Below are 21,151 nucleotides of genomic sequence, written 5' to 3' on the forward strand. Positions count from 1 at the left end.
TAAAAGCTTGATGCCGGAACATCAATAGCCGGCCTCGCGGAAAAGGAAAAACGAAAAAAGATATAGGGGTTGTGAAACAAATGAAAAAATGGATGATGGCTACCGCCGTTGTTTCGCTTATGGCTTTGTCGGCCTGCAATAACGGCGATTCAGAAGCAGTTGTGGAAACGAAAAACGGTGCTATTACGAAAGATGAATTTTATAATGAGATGAAAGAGCGTGTCGGCAAGACAGTGCTACGCGACTTGATTGATGAAAAAGTGTTGAGCAAAAAGTACAAGGTGACCGATGAGGAAATTGACCGTGAAATCGAACGGATTAAGGAAGCGTACGGCACACAGTACGACCTAGCTGTACAGCAAAATGGAGAAAAAGTGATCCGCGAGATGATCAAGCTCGACCTGCTACGGGCGAAAGCGGCTATTGAAGACATTAAAGTGACGGATAAAGAGCTGAAAGAGTATTATGACAATTACAAGCCGAAAGTTCGCGCCAGCCATATTTTAGTGGAAGATGAAAAAACGGCGAAAGAAGTGAAAGCGAAGTTGGACAAAGGCGAGGACTTCGCCAAGTTGGCGAAAGAATACTCGCAAGATCCTGGCTCGGCTTCTAACGGCGGCGACTTAGGCTGGTTTGGCGCAGGGAAAATGGTCAAAGAGTTTGAAGAGGCTGCCTACAAGCTGAAAGTCGGTGAAGTGAGCGACCCGATCAAGACGGATTACGGTTACCATATCATTAAAGTGACGGATAAGGAAAAGAAAAAAACGTTTGACAAAATGAAAGAAGAAATAACGTTTGAAGTGAAACGGAGCAAACTCGACCCGTCAACGATGCAGTCGAAAGTGGACAAGCTTGTGAAAGATGCTAATGTCAAAATCAAAGACAAAGATTTGCAAGATGTGCTTGAGCAACAATAAAAACCGGAAGCAGGAAACCCCTGCTTCCGGTTTTTTAGTTGAGCTGTTCGCGGATTGTGGCGGCGATCGCTTGCAAGTCGGCAGGCGTATAGTCGCTTGCATGTGACTTCCAAACAGCTCCGAACCCGTCGCCTTTGCCATAGCGCGGAATAAGGTGGAGATGGTAATGGAACACCGTTTGCCCGGCTGCTTCGCCATTGTTGTTCAGCAAATTGAGCCCGGCTGGTGAGAACGCTTTATTCAATGCGTTGGCGATCGTCGGTACGACGCTAAACAGCCGGCTGGCCATATCAGGAGTGAGGGTAAAAACGTTTTCTGTATGTACTTTCGGGATGACAAGCGTATGCCCTTTTGTCACTTGGCTGATGTCTAAAAATGCGAGCACGTGCTCGTCTTCGTACACTTTCGCCGCCGGCAGTTCGCCCTTAATAATTTTGCAAAAAATGCAATCGCTCACGGAAACGGTCACCCTTTCCTTTCGTTTTCTTCATTTTACCATAAAAAAACCGGGATGTAATCCCGTGAAACGATTACATCCCGGTCGATGAAAAGGGGAGAGGATCATTCAAATGTGCGTTTGATGAACACCCCATTTGCGACAAAGTCGTTTAGACGTGAGCGCTTCCTTTGTTCAAGGTGACCATCCCCTTTTGGACAGGTTCGTTGCTTTCGAGCAACAAATAGATGGTCTTTATTTATGAACAGTTACAACGTCTTGCAGCTCACAAAGGTGTCTTTGACAAACACCCCATTTCAGATGGATTGTTCATCGGTTTTTATTTGGTGATTCCCCATCCCCTCTTCGCTATTTATCATGCCCGGGATAAGAGCATTTATACAGGACGACGAAAAGAACTTTTTTGGTAACGATAGACGTTCTTTGGTAAAATGGGGACAAACGTGATTCAAGATACGGAAAGGAAGCGAACGATGACGCTTTTGCAAGTGGAGCACTTATACGGGGGATATACTTCGCAAAACGTGCTTGAGGATGTGACGTTTACGGTTGAACGTGGAGAAATGGTCGCATTAATCGGCTTAAATGGTGCTGGCAAAAGTACGACGATCAAACATATTATCGGGCTGATGGAACCGCGTCGCGGTACAATTTCGGTCAACGGATATACGTTGGCTGCGAAGCCGGAAACGTACCGGAAGCAATTTGCTTTTATTCCCGAAACACCGGTGTTGTATGAAGAATTGACGCTTGAAGAGCACTTGCGGCTAGCGGCGATGGCGTACGGACTTAGTGAAGAGGAATATGAGCGCCGCCTTCCGCCACTGCTTCGTGAGTTTCGCTTAGAGCGGCGGCTTTGCTCGTTTCCAGCGCACTTTTCCAAAGGGATGAAACAAAAAGTGATGATTGTTTGTGCTTTTTTGCTTGAGCCGCCGCTTTATGTTATCGATGAGCCGTTTCTCGGCCTTGACCCGCTCGCCATACATGCGTTGCTGGAGCGGATGAATGAACAAAAGGCGAAGGGGGCAGGCATCTTGTTGTCGACACACATTTTAGCGACAGCGGAGCGATATTGTGATTCGTTCATCATTTTGCATCAAGGACGCGTCAAAGCGAAAGGGACACTTGACGATATTCGCCGCCAGTTCGGGCTTAAAGCGGCGACGCTCGATGAAGTATATATCGAATTGACAAAGGACGATGCGCCATGATCGATGCCCGTAAGCTTTGGTGGCAGCGTCTCCGAGCCGAGGGGAAAAAGAGGGCGCGCTATTTGCGCTATATGTTGAACGATCACTTGCTCGTTGGTTTAATCATCGTTCTTAGCGGTGTAGCGGTCACGTACAAGCGTTGGGTCGAGACGCTTCCCGACTCGTTTCCATATGCGGCCATTGCTGCGGTGGCGTTCGGCTGGGCAGCTGCAGCGGGGACGGTGCGCACGTTGTTTCGTGAGGCGGATACAGTGTTTTTGCTGGCTGCTGAATGGCAGCTGCGCCCGTATATTCGCCGGGCATTTCTCTTCTCAGCCATGTGGCATGTATACGGCCTCTGCTTGCTGCTTTTGTTGGCCGGCCCGCTTCACTCCCGGTTTTCTTCGGTGCCGTGGCCGCTTTTTTTGCTTGGACTCGTCGGCTTAAAGTTTTGGAATTTATGGGCCGCTTGGAAAGGAAGTTACATCGCCGAGCCGTCTTTTCACCGCCAAAGCGCGCTCGCCCGCTTTGGGTTAGCCACATTAGCCGTTTATTTTTGGCTGGCAGAGGCGCCATGGCTGTTTTTAGTGACGATTGTTGCGCTGATGGTGGCTCTTTCGATTTACTTAGCACGTTTAACGAAAGATAAAATGTGGAAATGGGATCGGCTTATTGCCGAAGAGCAGCGCGCAGCAAGAGCGTTTTATCGATTGGCGAACTTGTTTACCGATGTCCCCGAATGGAAGGAGGAAGCGAAGCGGCGACGCTGGCTTGACCCGTTGCTTCGTCTGATCCCGTACGGGCAAGGGAACGCCTTTTTTTACTTGTACGTACGCACATTTCTTCGCGCTGGCGGGTATGCGGGGTTATACATCCGTTTGACGATGATTGGGAGCGTGTTGCTCGTTGTGGTCGATCACGAATATGCACAGGCAGCCATCTTGTTTTTGTTTCTTTATGCGACCGCCATTCAGTTATCGGTACTACCTTCTCGCCATCGGTATTTGCTATGGACACAACTGTACCCGCTGCCGCGAACGCAGCCGGCTGCTGCTGCCATTCGGTTGTTCTCCATCTTGCTTATCGGACAAAATACCGTGTTTCATCTTGTGTTGTTTGCTGTTTCCCCGCACTTTCTTTGGCTTGTCACATGGGTGGGTGGAATCGTTTGGGGCGTTTGGACGGCCAAACGATATGTACGCCCGCGACACGAGCGAAAAGCCGGGCGCTAACGCTTTTTGGTGTTGGCGCCGGCATTTTTTACTTTTGGTGAACATGTCTCCGCACTATACACCTTTGTCCACACTCACACTTCTGCTTGTGCTTCTTCCTCACATCTCTGTTCCCGGATTGTGCTTCAGACTGTTGTTTGCACTTTGTTCTCACACCTCTGAGCACGTTTCATATGCTGTAGTACACCGGCCTAGGTGCACGTCCGGGGGGACGGGCTGGAAGTTGGGGAGAAAGGGGATTAGTTTATGGGTGTAGAGCTTGTGGCACTGCACTGGATTTACTTGCTGTTTATCATGCTCATTATTGGGTTTATGGTTGCCCGCAAAGATACATCGCTCGTTTGCATTGCCGGCATTTTTTTGTTGGCGGCGGTCGCCACCCATTCACTGAGCGCGGCAGTGAGCGGGGTGTTTAACAGCTTTATTTACGCCATTACCGAACTGTTGCCGACGATTTTAGTCATCTCGATTATTGTCGCGATGAGCAAAGTGCTGTCGGTGACTGGTATTAACGATGTGATGGTGTCGCCATTTGTCCGTTTTATTCGCACGCCGGCTTGGGCGTATTGGACGATCGGGATGTTGATGATGGTGATTTCTTGGTTTTTCTGGCCGTCTCCGGCCGTTGCCCTGATGGGGGCGGTGCTATTGCCAGCGGCGGTCCGCGTCGGGCTGCCCGCGCTAGGGGTGGCGATGGCGATGAACTTGTTCGGACACGGTATCGCCCTTTCTGGTGATTTTATCATTCAAGCGGCGCCGAAATTGACGGCTGATGCAGCCGGATTGCCGGTTAGCGAGGTAATTGCTGCTAGTGTACCACTCGTTTTTGTTATGGGGGTGGTCACGACTGTCACCGCATTTTATTTGTTGCGCCGCGACATGAAGCGAGGGCGCTTGACGAGTGGGGATGCAGAAATCGCTGCGGCCACCGATTCGACGCTCGAGAAAACGGGTGGGCTGCTGGCCGAGCCAACCAAAAAATGGCTGGCGTTTTTGATTCCGGTGCTGTTTGCTCTTGATGTTGTTGCGATGTTTTATTTGCACTTGCAAGGCGGCGAGGCAACGGCTCTAGTTGGCGGCACAGCGATTTTTATTTTAATTCTCATTTCTATTTTAGCTCACCGACAAGAAAGCTTTGAGGAAGTGACGAATTATTTTATCGAGGGATTCCAGTTCGGGTTTAAAGTGTTCGGCCCTGTTATTCCCATTGCTGCCTTTTTCTATCTTGGCGATGCCGGGTTCGCGAAAATTATCGGTGACTATTTGCCACAGGCGTCACAGGGCATTGTCAACGATTTAGGGGTGGCTTTAGCCCATGCGGTGCCGTTGAGCAATGAGATCGGAGCGGTGACGCTCACAATCGTCGGGGCCATTACCGGTCTTGACGGCTCCGGGTTTTCTGGTATCTCGCTTGCCGGTTCGGTCGCCCATTTGTTCGCAGTTGCCATTGGTGGCGGAGCGGCTACGTTAACGGCACTTGGCCAGATTGCCGCCATTTGGGTCGGCGGTGGCACGCTCGTTCCATGGGCGCTCATTCCGGCGGCTGCCATTTGCGGAGTCGACCCATTTGAATTGGCGCGCCGCAACTTAATTCCAGTCGCTGTCGGTTTAGCGGTCACGACCGTTGTCGCCATGTTTCTCATTTAAAGAAAACGCTGTCCCGTGCGGCCGGGGCGGCTTTTTTGTTATAATAAGCATGTGTTGAAAAATCGGGCGATTTTTTGACAGTTTGTTTCCTTCTCTATACATTGGACAGCGAAAGCTGTATAGTGAAAAAGAGATAAGCAATGTGAATGTGCAAAAAATGAGAAAACGGTTGTCTGGAATAGATGAAAGAAAGGCGGATGGAGATGACAAGACGAATCAACGATACCTTTTTGCGTGCCTGCCGGGGTGAAAAAACGGCTTATGTGCCGGTCTGGTACATGAGGCAAGCTGGACGGTCGCAGCCGGAGTATCGGGCGCTGAAAGAAAAATATTCACTATTTGAGATTACGCACCAGCCGGAGCTTTGCGCTTACGTCACGAGGCTTCCGGTTGAGCAATATGGCGTTGATGCTGCCATTTTATACAAAGACATTATGACCCCGCTGCCAGCGATCGGTGTGGATGTAGAAATTCGCGGCGGCGTCGGGCCGGTGATCGCCAACCCGATCCGCTCGCTCCATGATGTTGAACGGCTAGGGGAGATCGATCCAGAACATGATGTGCCGTACGTGCTTGAGACGATCCGGCTCCTAGTCAACGAACAACTCGATGTGCCGCTCATCGGGTTTGCCGGCGCGCCGTTTACGTTGGCCAGCTACATGATTGAAGGAGGTCCATCCAAAAACTATCATAAGACAAAGGCGTTTATGTATGCCGAACCGAAAGCGTGGTTCGCTTTAATGGACAAGCTCGCTGAGATGACGATCCGCTACGTGAAAGCACAAATTCAAGCCGGGGCAAGCGCGGTGCAAATTTTTGACTCTTGGGTTGGCGCTGTCAATGCAGACGATTACCGGACATTTATTAAGCCGGCGATGGCGCGTATTTTTGCTGCCTTGCGTGAAGAAGGAGCGCCGCTCATCATGTTTGGCGTCGGTGCGAGCCACTTGGCACACGAATGGAATGACTTGCCGCTTGATGTCATCGGTCTTGATTGGCGGTTATCGATTCGCGAGGCGCGCCGTCGAGGCATTACAAAATCCATTCAAGGCAACTTGGATCCAGCAGTGCTGCTTGCGCCGTGGGATGTGATCGAGGAGCGGGTGAAGCGTATTTTGGACGAAGGGATGGAGCAGCCGGGCTATATTTTCAACTTAGGTCATGGCATTTTCCCGGATGTCCAACCGGCGACATTGAAACGGCTGACTGCCTTTATCCATGACTATACTTCAACGAAATAAAAGAGGTGCAACACAATGGCGAAAAAAACGGTCGGACTGCTTGTTATGGCGTATGGAACCCCGTATAAAGAAGACGATATCGAACGGTATTACACGCATATCCGCCATGGAAGGAAGCCGCCACAAGAACAAATTGACGACTTAAAAGCGCGCTACCGAGCGATCGGCGGGCTGTCACCGCTCGCTAAAATCACGGAAGCGCAGGCGAAACAGCTCGAGAAGCGGCTGAACGAAATGCAGGATGAAGTCGAGTTTTGCATGTATTTAGGGCTGAAACATATCGAGCCATTTATCGAGGATGCGGTCGAGCGCATGCATGCTGACGGTGTGAAAGAGGCGGTGGCAATCGTTTTGGCGCCGCATTATTCCACATTCAGCATCCGCTCGTACAACGAGCGGGCAAAAGCGGCGGCGGAAAAGCTTGGTGGCCCGGTCATTTACACGATCGATCAATGGTATGACGAACCAAAGTTTTTGCAATATTGGTCGGAAAAAGTGAAAGCTATTTTCGACGCCATGAAGGAACGTGAACGGGAGCAGGCGGTGCTCATCGTATCAGCCCACAGCCTGCCGGAAAAAATCATCCAAGCTGGTGATCCGTATCCGGCGCAACTTGAAGACACGGCAAAGCGCATCGCCGAGCAAGCCGGTGTCACTCATTACGCCGTTGGTTGGCAAAGTGCTGGAAATACACCGGAGCCTTGGTTAGGCCCGGATGTGCAAGATTTGACGCGCCAGTTGCACGATGAACAAGGTTATACATCGTTTGTTTATGCGCCGGTCGGCTTTGTCGCCGATCATTTAGAAGTGTTGTATGATAATGATATTGAATGTAAACAAGTGACCGAAGAAATTGGCGCCCGCTATTACCGGCCAGAAATGCCGAACACCGATCCACTGTTTATTGATGCGTTGGCGACGGTCGTGCTAAAACGGCTTGCAAAAGAAGGCGATGAGCATGAGTGAAGAGAAACGGACGGTTGTCATTATCGGCGGTGGCATTACTGGTCTCACTGCTGCCTACTACTTGCAAAAAGCGATCAAAGAACAGCGTCTGCCGCTGACATGTAAGCTTGTCGAAGCAACACACCGGCTCGGTGGAAAAGTGCAGACGGTCATCCGTGACGGCTATGTCATTGAGCGTGGCCCAGACTCTTTTTTGGCAAGGAAAACGAGCGCGTTCCGTCTTGTAAAGGAAGTTGGCCTTGAACATGAAATCGTCCACAATGCGACTGGGAAATCGTACATTTTAGTAAACGGCCAATTATATCCGATCCCAGGCGGAGCGGTGATGGGCATTCCGACGCGCATCGCCCCGTTTTTAACGACTGGGCTGTTTTCTCCAGTCGGCAAGCTGCGAGCGGCACTCGATTTCGTGTTGCCGCCGGTGAAAACAAACGGTGACATGCCGCTCGGCCAATTTTTTCGCCGCCGTTTAGGCGACGAAGTGGTGGACAATTTGATCGAACCGCTGCTGTCTGGCATTTATGCCGGTGACATTGACGAAATGAGTTTAATGGCGACGTTCCCACAGTTTTTTCAGCTCGAACAAAAATACGGCAGCCTCGTTCGAGGAGCAAAACGAACGACGCCAAAAGAACAGAAAGAGCGAAAAGGAGCGTTTCAGACATTAAAAACCGGCTTGCAGTCGCTCGTTGAAGAAGTGGAAAAGCGGCTTGAACCGGGCAGTGTCATCAAAGGGACGCGTGTCGAGCGGATCACCCGGGCTGGTTCGGTGTACCGTCTTCAATTGAGCACTGGTGAAACATGGGAGGCGGACAGCGTGATCATCACTGTGCCGCACCACATTGTACCGGACATGCTCGCTGATTATCCGTTTTTCGCCCCATTTCGTTCGGTACCGCTGACATCGGTGGCGACGGTGGCGCTTGCTTTTCCGGAGAAAGCGATCCGCCAAGATATTGATGGCACTGGGTTTGTCGTCTCGCGACGCAGCGATTACACAATGACGGCGTGCACGTGGACGCATAAAAAATGGCCGCATACGACACCGCCTGGCAAAGCGCTTTTGCGTGGCTATGTCGGACGACCGGGGGATGAAGACATCGTTGATCAGCCGGACGATGAGATCGTCCGCATCGTGCTTGATGACTTAAACAAAGTGATGAAAATTGATGGCCATCCGGAATTTGCCGTCATCTCCCGTTGGAAGCGGGCGATGCCGCAATATACAGTCGGGCATCGAGAGCGGCTGGCGGCGATTAAGCAGCATATGGCGGCGGAGCTGCCAGGGGTGTTTTTAGCTGGCAGCTCCTATGAAGGTCTCGGATTGCCTGATTGCATTGATCAAGGGGAGAAGGCGGTCCGTGATGTGCTTGATTATTTGCGGCAAGGGGAATCAAACCGATCGGCAGAAGCCGTGTACAGCAGCGCTCAATAAGCCGTTTAGTCATCGACTCATCAGCCCCCAGGCAATGCTTTGCCTGGGGATGAATGGTGTCGTTTCTTTAGGTAGAGGGTGCCGCAACTGTGTCTTAAGATGTGTATTATTTTTGCCCTTTACGCCGGAGGCAGGTCTATGATAGGATAAAAATGAATTGACCAAATCGTTCATTCAGTCATATTAAAGGATGAGGCTAATGGCAAGCGATCGTAAACGGCAGATTATCGAAGCAGCAGCTCAATCGTTTGCTGCTTTCGGCTACAAGGCAACGACGATGGAACAGATCGCCAAGCTCGCCAACGTCGGCAAAGGGACGATTTACACGTTTTTTAAAAGCAAAGAGGAGTTGCTTGATGAAATCGTTTCGTCCTTGATCGCGGAAATCAAAGTAGAAGCTGAGCAAGCGATGGATTCGTCGTTGCCGTTTTCCGAAAACGTTCATCGAGCTCTGTACCGTATTTTAGAATTCCGCCAGCGCCACCAGCTGACAGCGAAGCTGCTCCAAGAAATGCGCAGTATTGGCACGATAGCGGTGCAGGAAGTGCTGACTAAGTTCGACCGGGCGATGGTTGAGTTTATTCGGCAAAAAATTGAGGCGGCGGTGGAAAAAGGGGAAATCCGCCCATGCAATGCGGAAATAACGGCGTTTTTAATGCTAAAGATGTACATTGCTCTCATTGTCGATTGGGAGAAAGATCATCAACCGCTGACAAAAGAACAAATTGCCGAATTGTTTGCGCTTTATTTTTTACAAGGATTGTCCAAGTAGATAATCCTATCTTTTTTTGATCTTTTTGACTAAATGAACGAATTGGTCATTTGTTTAAAGGAGGGAGCCACTCTATGTTGATAAAAGAACTGCGCACGATTATCTTCCGCCCGAAAGTGCTCATTCCGATTCTAGCGATTTTGCTCATTCCTCTTCTTTATAGCGGATCGTTTTTATGGGCGTTTTGGGATCCGTACGGCCATGTAGATCAGCTGCCGGTGGCGGTCGTCAATGAAGATAAGGGAGCGGTGCTTGACGGCAAGAAAATTAACCTTGGCGACGATGTGGTAAAGCGGCTGAAAGAAAATGGAACGTTTGATTGGCAGTTCGTCAGTCGCAAGCAAGTGGATGATGGTTTGAAGAACCAAAGGTATTACATGGCCGTCATTATTCCCAGTGATTTTTCTGCTAACGCAACAACGGTGCAAAGCGGCAACCCAAAGCCGCTGAGACTCGTATACATCCCAAATGAAGGGGCGAATTATTTAGCTGGAAAGATTGGCGATTCTGCCATTGAGGCAATAAAAGAAGAAATTTCGAAAAATGTAACAAAAACGTATGCAGAAACAATGTTGACGAACATGAAGGCAGCAGCCGACGGGCTCGATAAGGCAAGTCAAGGAGCAAATCAGCTGCACGATGGGCTCCGAACAGCGGGACAAGGAAGCCGTTCACTTTCCGACGGAATGGAAGCGGCGGAGCGAGGAAGCGCTAGTTTGGCCGCTGGAGCGGAAAAAGTCAAGGACGGGGCGTCTGATTTGTCCCATTATTTAACCGAGTTAGCTGAGAAATCATTGACGTTTGAAAACGGGTTACAAGAGGCGAGTGACGGGGCAAAACAACTACAAACTGGAGCGACGGCACTTCAGGATGGGCTTGGAAAATTGGCAGTCGGCAGCCAAAAACTTGCTTCTGGCGCTGTAGAAGCTCAAAATGGGGCATCGTCGCTCGCGAATGGATTGCACACTTCGCTTCATAGTATGAAAGAACTGCAATCACAATTGCCATCTCTCACTAGTGGGGCGAACGAGCTTCGTGACGGGGCGGCTGAGCTGGGTGAAGGAATTCAAGCGTGGCAACAAAAGGCGGGTGAGGCGGCTGACGGAGCGAGTGAAGTGAACATAGGGCTGCAGCAGTATGCGGCTCAACTTGAAAGGCTGATTGAGCAAACGGACGATCCGCAGCAAAAAGCAACTTTGCAGACGCTTTATGAGCAGCTTCAACCGCTTGTAAAGGGAAGCGAGAGTGTAGCAACTGGCATTCGCGGGCTAGCTGACCAAGCGGGACGCATCAAAAACGGTGCTTCTCAGCTTGCTGACGGTGCAGCGGCGTTCGCTTCGGGGCAGCAGGCAGTGCAAGAAGGCATCGGAAAGCTCGTTAACGGACAACAGCAGCTTGTCGATGGCGCTGATCGCTTAGTGGCCGGCCAACAAACACTGGTCGATGGTGCGAAGGAGCTTGAAAACCAGCTTCAAGCCGCTTATCAAGGGGCACAAACAGTCGCAGTCGGCAGCAGCAAGCTGGCTGATGGAGTCAACCAACTTGCTACTGGTTCCAGCCAGCTTGTTTCCGGAACAAGTGAGTTGGCGGACGGGGCGAACAAACTTTCCGACGGCGTTTCTGCTGTGGCTGAAGGTGCGACTTCGCTCCATCAAGGATTTGATAGTCTTCTCCGCGGTGGACGATCGCTGTCAACCGGACTCGTACGGCTTGAACAAGGAGCGGGTGAGTTGGCTGACCGCTTAAGCGAAGGAGCGGAAAAGGCAGATAGTATTCAAGCGAACGAGCGTGTATCCGAGATGATCGCAGATCCAGTACAAAACGACAAACGGCCACTCCACCACGTGCCGAATTATGGAACTGGCTTTGCTCCGTACTTTTTATCGCTTGGCTTGTTTGTTGGGGCTCTGCTATTGACGATCGTCTTTCCGTTGCGTGAACCAGTCGAACGGCCGTCGTCCGGGGTGGCTTGGTTTTTTGGAAAATGGGGAGTATTGGCTATTGTGTCGGCGGCACAAACACTGTTGGCCGATGCATGGGTGTTGTACGGGCTTGACTTGCATGTACAAAGCGTTTGGCGCTTCCTGCTGTTTACGTGGATCATTAGTATGGCATTTATGATGATTGTCCAATTTCTCGTCACCTTGTTTGACAATCCGGGCCGGTTCCTGGCCATTTTGCTGCTCATCGCCCAGCTTATAGGAAGCGCCGGCACGTACCCACTTGAGCTCATTCCGGACGCACTGCAATCGCTTCATCCGTGGTTGCCGATGACCCATGCCATCCATGGGCTGCGGACCGTTATTTCGGGCGGTGATTTCGTGTTAATGTGGAAGGAGGCGGCGATATTGGCTATAGTGGCGACAGTCTTTGCTTTAGGGACACTTGCGTATTTCTGCCTTCTTTATCGCCGCCGCTATGCGGTATGGACAGAAACTGAAACAACGGTTGAAGCGTGATTGGTTTTGACTTGAAGAGCGTCATTTCATGAGCAAAGGGTTGATCCCAAAAGGTTGTAAAACGTCCTTTTGAGATCAGCCCTTTTGTTTGATTTTCATTGTTTCGGAAAGGAATTTCCCTCCCTTTTAAAGCAGCAATCCGTTGTTTCTTTGTCGCAGCGGTGCTATGGTATTATGAGATGAATGAGAGATGTTAGCTGTGCGTCAGGCTTAGCGTCAAAAAAAAGCCCCCTTGGAAGGAGGCATTACGGAAAAGGCAGGCTGCATCGGGGAACAGCCTATCGCCGGCGGGGCAGCCGGCAAACGTGACGCAAGGGCAGCGTCCGCTCACCTATTGGCGGTAAGCGGAGCCAAGGCAGTCAGAACAGATGTTGCCGTAACATTCATGCTGTTCATCCATTTCTTTACCGCAGTGCATGCATTTTTTGGGCGGTAGGTTTTTGAAAAATTCTAACACTTTTACTAACATTTCGATCCCCTCCGTTGTCTTGGTAGCTTTATTGTACTATAACACAAAACGATGTGTCAATATGTGTTTTAAAACAAAAAGGCGACAAAGATGAAAAAATGAACACAATTGTGTATGATGAAGACAAAATGAATGAAGGGAGAGAACAGGAAATGAAAGTAACGGTCATCGGCTATTGGGGAGGGTTTCCAGCCGTCAATGAAGCAACATCGGCGTATTTGTTCGAGCATGACGGTTTTCGCCTACTTGTCGATTGTGGGAGCGGAGCACTTGCTAAGCTGCAAAATTATACGACCGTAGAAGATTTAGATGCGGTCATCCTTTCTCATTACCATTACGACCATATCGCTGATATTGGCCCGCTTCAATACGCGCGCCTCATCCATAAAACATTAGGAGCTGACTTGCCGGTGCTGCCGATTTATGGTCACACGGAAGACGAGGAAGCATTTGAGCGCTTAACGCATAACGGCATTACGGAAGGGATCGCCTATGATCCGAAAGGGGAGCTTGCTGTTGGGCCGTTTTCAATTACATTTCTAAAAACGGTTCATCCGGTGCCTTGCTACGCGATGCGTATTACCGCCGGCGACAACACGATCGTGTATACGGCTGATTCTAGCTATATACCGGAGTTTGTGCCGTTTGCTAAAGGAGCTGATTTGCTCATTTGTGAATGCAACTTTTACGCTGGACAAAACGCAGCGCCTGCCGGACATATGACGAGTGAAGAAGCGGCAACCATCGCTGAAGGAGCGGGCGTTGGTGAACTATGGTTGACGCATTTGCCGCACATTGGCCGTCATGAACAGCTCATCGAGGAGGCGGGACGGACGTTTCGCGGTGTCATTCGCCTTGCCCGAACCGGTCTTGTCTGGGAGCGATAAGTTGAGCAACGAAAGAACAGCAAAGGAAACGCTTTCTCTTGCTCTTTGCTGTTCTTTTTTTTATAATTGGTATAGTTCGAATTTTTTTACTTATAAAATGAATGGGTATTCATTCATTTTGGGGGGATGATGATGAATTTAACAGCGCGGCTAGCGCAAATGGCGAAACAACTACCAGACAAGGATGCATATGTGTTTATGGGGGAACGATGCACGTATCGGCAATTGAATGCTGCCATATCACAATTTGCTGATGGACTGGCGCAACTTGGCATTCGCCAAGGAGACCATGTCGCCCTGTTGCTTGGCAATTCTCCTCAGTTTGTCGTCAGTCTGTATGGAGCGCTTCGGCTTGGGGCGACAGTGATTCCGATTAATCCGATTTATACGCCGGAGGAGATTTCCTACATTTTACATAATGGCGATGTCAAGGCGGCGATCGGACTCGATTTGCTCGCCCCGCTGTTTGCCGAAGCGAAGAAGCGGCTGCCACTATTGAAGTATGCGATCGTTTGTGAAACGCCACAAGGGAAAGAAAAAGGTATTTCATTGTCGGGAGAGATGAAATCGTTTGCAGAAGTGTTGGCTGCCGGCAGCCCAGATTTTACAGGGCCGGAGCTGAAGGATGATGATGTCGCTGTTATATTGTATACGTCCGGAACGACCGGTAAGCCAAAAGGAGCGATGCTTACCCATAAAAACTTGTACAGCAATGCTCAAGACACGGCGGATTATTTAGGCATTAATGAAAATGACCGCGTGATTGCTGCCTTGCCGATGTTCCATGTCTTTTGTCTGACAGTGGCGCTCAACGCTCCGCTGATGAATGGAGGAACAGTACTTATCATGCCAAAGTTCAGCCCATCACAATTGTTTGCGCTAGCCCGCGAAGAAAAGGCAACGATTTTTGCCGGTGTGCCGACAATGTACAACTTCCTTTATCAACATGAAGAAGGAAGTGCAGACGATTTGCGGACGCTTCGTCTTTGCATCTCGGGTGGTGCTTCTATGCCGGTCGCGTTGCTTGAAAACTTTGAGAAAAAATTCAATGTGATCGTTTCAGAAGGGTATGGACTGTCGGAAGCGTCGCCGGTTACGTGTTTCAATCCGCTCGACCGGCCGCGCAAGCCCGGTTCAATTGGAACGAGCATTAAAAACGTTGAAAACAAAGTCGTCAATGAATATGGTGAAGAAGTGCCGATCGGAGAAGTAGGCGAGCTTGTCGTCCGCGGTCCCAATGTCATGAAAGGGTATTACAAAATGCCGGAAGAAACAGCCGCTGCCTTGCGAGACGGTTGGCTGCACACCGGTGATTTGGCGCGCATGGACGAAGATGGTTATTTCTATATCGTCGACCGAAAGAAAGAGATGATTATCGTCGGTGGATACAACGTGTACCCGCGCGAAGTCGAGGAAGTGTTGTATAGCCATCCGGATGTCGTTGAAGCCGCTGTGATCGGTGTGCCAGATCCGGATTACGGCGAGATGGTACGGGCGTTTGTCGTCACGAAAAATCCAGAACTAACGGAGGAGCAATTGCTCGCCTACTGCCGCGAGCGGTTAGCGAAGTATAAAGTGCCGGGTGAAATCGACTTTTTAGAGGAACTTCCGAAAAATGCGACAGGAAAAATTTTACGGAGAGCATTGAAAGAACGGTTGACTGCTTCTCACACTTAATAGTGCTGAATGTTCAGCACTTTTTCTTTTTTTTGAATAGTATATTGAAATTAAAGAGATAAACTTATATAATTTGACACATAAAAGCATAAACGTTCAAAAGGACTAAATTTATCTACATAGGGGGGATCGGATGATGGGCAAACATATGCAGCGGCTTGTGGCGTTATGCGCAGCAAGTATTTTGGCGCTTAGCGGCTGCACTGGAGCGAAAGAAACGGGAAACAGCCAAGGAAACGACGACGGGCAGGAAGCGAAGGAAAAAACATATAAAATTGGGGTGACACAAATCGTCGAGCATCCGTCACTTGATGCGGCGCGCGAAGGATTTGAGCAGGCGCTAAAGGACAAGGGGCTGTCCGTCAAGTATGATGTACAAATCGCCCAAGGCGACCAAAGCAATAACCAAACGATTGCTACAAACTTTGCCTCCGATGGCGTTGACTTGATTTTCGCCAACTCGACGCCAAGCGCACAGGCGGCGCTTAATGCAACAAAAGACATTCCAATTATTTTTACGTCAGTGACCGACCCGGTTGGCGCCCAACTGGTTCAATCGATGGAACAGCCAGGCGGCAATGTGACAGGTACGACCGACACACATCCGGAGGCGATTCCGAAAACAGTGGAGTTTATTACTAAGTATATTAAAGGTAACCGTGTCGGTATGGTGTATAACGCCGGTGAACAAAATTCAGTCGCCCAAGTCGATCAAGTGAAAAAAGCAATGGAAGGCACCGATTTGAAAATCGTTTCTGCATCAGTATCTACGTCGGCCGAAGTGAAACAGGCGACTGAATCACTCGTTGGCAAAGTTGACTGTCTGTACATCATTACCGACAATACGGTCGTGTCAGCACTTGAGTCGGTCATTCAAGTCGCCAATGAACATGACATTCCTCTTTTCGTCGGCGAGCTCGACTCGGTGAAGCGCGGCGGGTTTGCAGCATATGGGTTTGACTATTATGACATCGGTTACGAAGCTGGGGAAATGGCGGCGCAAATTTTGCAAGACGGCAAGAAGCCGGCCGATCTGCCGGTTCAATACCCACAAAAATTAAAGCTTGTCATTAACAAAAAAGCGGCGCAAGAAATGGGAATTGAACTCAACCCAGAATGGGATTCGATCGCTGAATATATCGAATAAACGGTTATCCCTCCTTCCGTGAAGGGGGGATTTATTGCCAAAAAGTAGGTGAGAATTGTGTGGACAGCGATGTTTGGTTCTGTGGAAGTGGGCTTGATTTATGCCATCATGGCGCTTGGCGTCTACTTGTCATTTCGCATTCTGGATTTTCCTGATTTAACGGTTGACGGCAGCTTTGTTACCGGCGCATCGGTCGCTGCCGTGATGATTGTCGGTGGAGCGAATCCGTTTGCTGCTTCGGCCGCAGCGCTTTTAGCAGGTTTTGCTGCAGGGACGTTGACCGGGCTGCTGCATACGAAAGGGAAAATTAACCCGCTTTTATCCGGCATTTTAATGATGATCGCTTTGTATTCAATTAATCTGCGTATTATGGGAAAATCGAATGTACCGCTGTTGCAGCAGGAGACGGTCATTACGAAGATCACAGCTGCTTGGCAACAAACTGGATTCGATGCGGTGCTCAATCAACTGCTTTCCTTTACGGGATTTGCACCGCGGACATGGGCTATCTTATGTTCGATGGCGGTGCTGACGTTGGTGGTCAAAGGGGTTCTTGATTGGTTAATGAAAACAGAGGTTGGGATCGCGCTGCGGGCGGCCGGAGACAACAAACCGATGGTAGCGAGCTTTTCCGCCAACACAGATTGGCTCATCGTCTTTGGACTCGGGCTGTCAAATGCGCTTGTCGCCTTTTCTGGAGCGCTTATCGCCCAGTATGGGGGATTCAGTGATGTCAACATGGGGGTCGGGATGATTGTCATCGGTTTAGCTTCGGTGATTATCGGCGAGGCGTTGTTCGGCGCCCATTCGGTTGTGCGCGCGACGTGGGCGGTCATCGGCGGCGCTATCGTTTATCGTCTTATTTTGGCGCTCGCTTTACGTGTCGAGTTTTTGGAGACGGGCGATGTGAAATTGATTACCGCACTCATTGTCATATCGGCGCTCATCGTGCCAAACGTGTGGGCGGCACAAAAAGAAAAGCGGCGGAAAAAGCGGAAAGCGCAGCAATTGGAAAGGGGGGAGCCCGTTGCTGGAGCTAAAACGAATTACAAAAGTATTTAATGAAGGCACGGCTGATGAGAAAATTGCGTTGCGCGGCATTGATTTAACGCTTTCCCCCGGCGATTTCGTCACCGTCATCGGCAGCAACGGTGCTGGAAAGTCGACGTTGATGAACATCATCGCTGGGCGGCTGTCTCCTGACACGGGTGAAGTATGGATCAACGGCCGCAACGTGACGACGCTCAAGGAGCACGTGCGCGCCCGCTATATCGGACGCGTCTTTCAAGATCCAATGGCTGGCACTGCACCGCATATGACGATTGAAGAAAATTTAGTGCTCGCCTACAATCGGACGAAGCGGCGCACGCTTCGCCTCGGCGTCACGAGGCAAAAGCGTGAATGGTTTCGGGAAACGCTGCAATCGCTCCATTTAGGGCTGGAAAATCGGCTTACCGCCAAAGTGGGCCTTCTTTCCGGTGGAGAGCGGCAGGCGCTCTCGTTATTGATGGCGACGTTTACGAAGCCGGATGTGCTTTTGCTTGACGAGCATACTGCTGCCCTCGATCCGGCGCGGGCCGAGCTTGTGACCGAACTGACGAAGCAAATCGTCGCCCAACACAATTTGACGACACTGATGGTGACGCACAATATGGAGCAGGCGATTCGCCTTGGTAATCGGCTCATCATGATGGATGGCGGACAAGTCATTTTTTCCGCCGAAGGAAAGGAAAAAGAGGAATTGACGGTCGAGCGGCTACTTGAGGAGTTTCAGCGCATCCGAGGCAGCCAATTCGCCAGCGACCGCGCTGTGCTCAGCTCATAAACAAAACGAGGTGTCCCAAGGAAGAGCGTGGGGACACCTCGTTTGTTCAACTAAGCCAGTCAAGCGTTGCTTGTGGCCGGTTGTGTCGCCTTTTGGTAAGCGGCTTGCAACGATTTTGTTACCGTTCCTGGCTGGCCGTTGCCGATTGTTGTGTCATCGACTTGAATGATCGGAATAATAGCTGAGGTTGTGCTTGTTAAAAATAGTTCGTCTGCTTCGGCAATATCATGAACCGAAAACGCTTTTTCAATCAGTGGGATGCCAAGATCGGCGCAAAACTGCTTCACTTTCGTGCGGACGATGCCGTTTAAAATCCGTTCTGTCGCCGGATGGGTGTACACCGTTTCGCCTTTGACAAGAAACATATTGGACGAACTGCCTTCGGTCACGACGCCGTCACGGTGGAGAATGGCTTCAAACGCTCCACGCTCGACCGCTTCTTGTTTCGCTAGCACGTTCGGCAACAAATTCAAGCTTTTAATATAGCAGTACTCCCAACGAACGTCTTTCGTTAAAATGGCGCGTACGCCGTGTGTCATTTCATCTGTTTTTCTTGCCATCGGTTGGATGTAGGCATACAAATTGGGACGATTTTCTGTCGGGAACGCATGGTTGCGCGGAAAGCTGCCTCTTGTCACTTGCAAATACAAAATCGCATCTTCGTGCACATCATTCATACGGCGAAGCTGTTCAAGCCGCTCGGACAGCTCTTCGGGAGCAAATGGGACAGACAAGCGAATAGCCGCTGCCGAACGGTACAGGCGGTCGAGATGTTCTTGAAGCCAAATATATGCTCCGTTGTATAGGCTCACTACCTCATAGACGCCATCGCCAAACTGCAAGCCGCGTTCTTCCATGGGATATGTTACTTGCTCGCAGCGGAGAACGCCACGTTCGGTCAATACATACGGTTTCACTGACATAAAAGTGCACTCCTTTTCAATTGCGCGAATAATAAATCAATTCGATTATATCATAAATTGATTTCCTCCCCTACTCCCGCTTTGCTCTAAGCGGGGGTTTCCTGATTAATAGAAATAAAAGAATTGACATATGTTCGGGTTGCGAAATGACAGCAATTTTTAGACAATAAACATATCAAACTAGTGAAACGGGGGAATGGATGGATGGAAACGACATGGACGGCTAGTAAAATGGCGCCGTTTCGTCAAGGGATGCAGGCCGGAGTGGCGATCGCCATCGGCTATATGCCGATTGCCCTGACGTTTGGGCTGCTTGCCAAGACGACCGGGCTGACGCTCGCGGAAACAGTGCTTATGAGCGTCATCGTCTTTGCTGGTGCCTCGCAATATATTGCGCTCAGCTTGCTTTCGGTCGGTACCGGTATATTTGAAATCATTTTAACGACATTCATTTTAAACATTCGCCATTTTTTAATGTCCGCTTCCCTCAGCGAAAAAGCGGAGCCGGATGAGCTTTGGAAAAAGGCGCTGTATGCATTTGGCATTACGGATGAAACGTTTTCTGTTGCGGCTATGAAAGAGGGAACGGTCAACGCCTCGTATATGTTTGGATTGATTATGATGGCGTACGGTAGTTGGGTTGTCAATTCCGGCATCGGTTATGCTGTCGGGAAGAGTTTGCCGGAAAGCTTGCAAGACAGCATGTCAGTCGCTTTGTACGCCATGTTTATCGGCTTGCTCGTCCCGGCGCTAAAAAAGCAGCGGAAAACGGTATGGTTGGCAGGATTGGCCGCCGTATTCAACTCGCTCGGTACCTTTGTCTTTCATCTATCTAAAGGATGGTCGATCGTACTGGCGACGCTTCTTTCGGCAGTCGTTGTTCAATGGTTGGCGAAAGAGGGAGGGAATAAGGATGAATAACGCGATCATTTGGATGATTATTGGCATGGGACTCGTCACTTACTTGCCGCGAATGTTACCGCTTGTGCTGTTCGGACGCGTCGAGCTGTCGCCATTTTGGCAAGGGGTGCTGAAAAATGTGCCGTACGCTGCACTTGGTGCACTCGTTATTCCTGATATTTTTTTCATTCAAGACGATATTCTTTTTGGGATCATCGGTTTTGCGGCGGCTGTGATTGCGGCCTGGCTAGGAGCGAATGTCATTATTGTCGTGCTTGCTTCGGTCGCAGTTCTTAGTTGTTATTCTATGCTTATTTAAAGTGTCAATCGTTCAATGCGAATGGTCAATAAAAAAGGGAGCAGACAATGCTCCCTTTTTCATTTCCATAGGTTGCCCGTATATCGAACCTTCATGATAATTCATCCATAATCACTTCGTACACTTCATCAACACGAAATCGTGATTCCCCCATGCCGATCTGTTCAATGACCCGTCCGTCCCGATTGAGCAAGTAAGCGAGTGACGTATGCACCATCATGCCGTTTCCGGGGTCACGGTATTGGAAGTTGAAGGCGTCTGCCGTCTTTTTTGTCTCTGCTTCACTGCCACGCAAAAACACCCACCCTTGTCCATCAGCAGTCACTCCAAACGTATTCGCATATGTTTGCAGTTTTTCCTTCGTGTCGCGTGCGGGGTCAATGGTGATCGTAACGAATTCCACGTCACGCCCGAACACTCCAGCTTTTTGCAGCCGGTCGCGCAGTTTCGCCATCTGCATCGTCGTATTTGGGCAAATATCCGGGCAGTTCGTATAGATGAATTCGACGAGTCGAACTTTTGGAGGCAAGTCGTCAAAGGAATAAGGGGCTCCCCATGCTGTTTCCATCGTCACATCATCGGGCAGACGCATAGCAGACGGTTTATAAACAGCAAAGTAAAAGATGCCGATGCTAATGCCAACAAGCACAAGGGCTGCGACAATCATATACCATTTTTTCATGATCAT

General features: G+C 49.9%; 20 protein-coding genes. 16 read left to right on the plus strand and 4 right to left on the minus strand.

Going from position 1 to position 21,151, the window contains the following annotated elements:
* Window positions 1-80 precede the first annotated feature (80 nt).
* A complete protein-coding gene (locus IC804_RS13280) occupies window positions 81-917 on the plus strand; it encodes a peptidylprolyl isomerase (protein WP_008882059.1) in 837 nt (278 codons plus the stop codon).
* Between the two features lie 34 nt (window positions 918-951).
* On the opposite strand, the gene IC804_RS13285 is transcribed toward IC804_RS13280, so the two are convergent.
* Complete coding sequence (locus IC804_RS13285) at window positions 952-1,374, minus strand: HIT family protein (protein WP_029761443.1); 423 nt, start codon at window positions 1,372-1,374, stop codon at window positions 952-954.
* 473 nt (window positions 1,375-1,847) lie between these two features.
* Between IC804_RS13285 and IC804_RS13290 the strand changes: the two genes are divergently transcribed.
* The 8 genes from IC804_RS13290 to IC804_RS13325 all read left to right on the plus strand — a co-directional run bounded on the left by IC804_RS13290 (window position 1,848) and on the right by IC804_RS13325 (window position 12,316).
* Window positions 1,848-2,585, plus strand: coding sequence for an ABC transporter ATP-binding protein (locus tag IC804_RS13290; RefSeq protein ID WP_008882056.1), 738 nt, complete (start codon window positions 1,848-1,850; stop codon window positions 2,583-2,585).
* Window positions 2,582-3,796, plus strand: coding sequence for an ABC transporter permease (locus IC804_RS13295; RefSeq protein ID WP_008882055.1), 1,215 nt, complete (start codon window positions 2,582-2,584; stop codon window positions 3,794-3,796). Before IC804_RS13290 ends, IC804_RS13295 begins: the two co-directional genes overlap by 4 nt.
* Before the next feature lie 246 nt (window positions 3,797-4,042).
* Complete coding sequence (locus IC804_RS13300) at window positions 4,043-5,443, plus strand: hypothetical protein (RefSeq protein ID WP_081156977.1); 1,401 nt, start codon at window positions 4,043-4,045, stop codon at window positions 5,441-5,443.
* A 203-nt stretch (window positions 5,444-5,646) separates the two neighbouring features.
* Window positions 5,647-6,684, plus strand: a complete 1,038-nt coding sequence (gene hemE, locus IC804_RS13305) for a uroporphyrinogen decarboxylase (RefSeq protein ID WP_081157087.1) — start codon at window positions 5,647-5,649, stop codon at window positions 6,682-6,684.
* A 15-nt stretch (window positions 6,685-6,699) separates the two neighbouring features.
* Window positions 6,700-7,650 carry a ferrochelatase gene (gene hemH, locus IC804_RS13310; RefSeq protein ID WP_081156979.1) on the plus strand — a complete coding sequence of 317 codons (951 nt, stop codon included), beginning with the start codon at window positions 6,700-6,702 and terminating at the stop codon, window positions 7,648-7,650.
* A complete protein-coding gene (gene hemY / locus IC804_RS13315; protein WP_011886874.1) occupies window positions 7,643-9,085 on the plus strand; it encodes a protoporphyrinogen oxidase in 1,443 nt (480 codons plus the stop codon). The genes hemH and hemY overlap by 8 nt, the downstream gene beginning before the upstream one ends.
* Window positions 9,086-9,284: 199 nt before the next feature.
* Window positions 9,285-9,857, plus strand: a complete 573-nt coding sequence (locus IC804_RS13320) for a TetR/AcrR family transcriptional regulator (protein ID WP_008879110.1) — start codon at window positions 9,285-9,287, stop codon at window positions 9,855-9,857.
* 74 nt (window positions 9,858-9,931) lie between these two features.
* Window positions 9,932-12,316, plus strand: coding sequence for a YhgE/Pip domain-containing protein (locus tag IC804_RS13325; protein WP_081156980.1), 2,385 nt, complete (start codon window positions 9,932-9,934; stop codon window positions 12,314-12,316).
* A 331-nt stretch (window positions 12,317-12,647) separates the two neighbouring features.
* On the opposite strand, the gene yhfH is transcribed toward IC804_RS13325, so the two are convergent.
* Window positions 12,648-12,785 carry a protein YhfH gene (gene yhfH, locus IC804_RS18960; RefSeq protein WP_008879108.1) on the minus strand — a complete coding sequence of 46 codons (138 nt, stop codon included), beginning with the start codon at window positions 12,783-12,785 and terminating at the stop codon, window positions 12,648-12,650.
* A 152-nt stretch (window positions 12,786-12,937) separates the two neighbouring features.
* Here yhfH and IC804_RS13335 point away from each other — a divergent pair, with 152 nt between their 5' ends.
* The 5 genes from IC804_RS13335 (at window position 12,938) to IC804_RS13355 (ending at window position 18,321) form a co-directional block, all read left to right on the plus strand.
* The gene (locus tag IC804_RS13335; protein ID WP_011886876.1) at window positions 12,938-13,672 is read left to right on the plus strand and encodes an MBL fold metallo-hydrolase; all 735 of its coding nucleotides are present in this window, start codon (window positions 12,938-12,940) and stop codon (window positions 13,670-13,672) included.
* Between the two features lie 132 nt (window positions 13,673-13,804).
* Window positions 13,805-15,349 carry a fatty acid--CoA ligase family protein gene (locus tag IC804_RS13340; protein WP_041264243.1) on the plus strand — a complete coding sequence of 515 codons (1,545 nt, stop codon included), beginning with the start codon at window positions 13,805-13,807 and terminating at the stop codon, window positions 15,347-15,349.
* Window positions 15,350-15,485: 136 nt separating this feature from the next.
* Complete coding sequence (locus IC804_RS13345; protein WP_011886878.1) at window positions 15,486-16,496, plus strand: ABC transporter substrate-binding protein; 1,011 nt, start codon at window positions 15,486-15,488, stop codon at window positions 16,494-16,496.
* 69 nt (window positions 16,497-16,565) lie between these two features.
* A complete protein-coding gene (locus IC804_RS13350; protein ID WP_035498507.1) occupies window positions 16,566-17,558 on the plus strand; it encodes an ABC transporter permease in 993 nt (330 codons plus the stop codon).
* Window positions 17,524-18,321: an ABC transporter ATP-binding protein gene (locus IC804_RS13355; RefSeq protein WP_011886880.1), complete on the plus strand. Its 798-nt coding sequence runs from the start codon at window positions 17,524-17,526 to the stop codon at window positions 18,319-18,321. The genes IC804_RS13350 and IC804_RS13355 overlap by 35 nt, the downstream gene beginning before the upstream one ends.
* Before the next feature lie 59 nt (window positions 18,322-18,380).
* Here the strand turns inward: IC804_RS13355 and dat are convergent, their stop codons facing one another.
* Window positions 18,381-19,244, minus strand: coding sequence for a D-amino-acid transaminase (gene dat / locus IC804_RS13360; RefSeq protein WP_011886881.1), 864 nt, complete (start codon window positions 19,242-19,244; stop codon window positions 18,381-18,383).
* A gap of 204 nt (window positions 19,245-19,448) precedes the next feature.
* Between dat and IC804_RS13365 the strand changes: the two genes are divergently transcribed.
* On the plus strand, window positions 19,449-20,165 hold the full coding sequence (locus IC804_RS13365) for an AzlC family ABC transporter permease (RefSeq protein ID WP_008879100.1): 717 nt from the start codon (window positions 19,449-19,451) through the stop codon (window positions 20,163-20,165).
* A complete protein-coding gene (locus tag IC804_RS13370; RefSeq protein ID WP_008879099.1) occupies window positions 20,158-20,463 on the plus strand; it encodes an AzlD domain-containing protein in 306 nt (101 codons plus the stop codon). The genes IC804_RS13365 and IC804_RS13370 overlap by 8 nt, the downstream gene beginning before the upstream one ends.
* A 91-nt stretch (window positions 20,464-20,554) precedes the next feature.
* On the opposite strand, the gene IC804_RS13375 is transcribed toward IC804_RS13370, so the two are convergent.
* A complete protein-coding gene (locus tag IC804_RS13375; RefSeq protein WP_011886882.1) occupies window positions 20,555-21,145 on the minus strand; it encodes an SCO family protein in 591 nt (196 codons plus the stop codon).
* Window positions 21,146-21,151: the final 6 nt, after the last annotated feature.

Origin of the sequence: Geobacillus sp. 47C-IIb, assembly GCF_014679705.1 — a bacterium.
In the GTDB taxonomy this organism is placed as follows: Bacteria; Bacillota; Bacilli; order Bacillales; family Anoxybacillaceae; genus Geobacillus; species Geobacillus thermodenitrificans.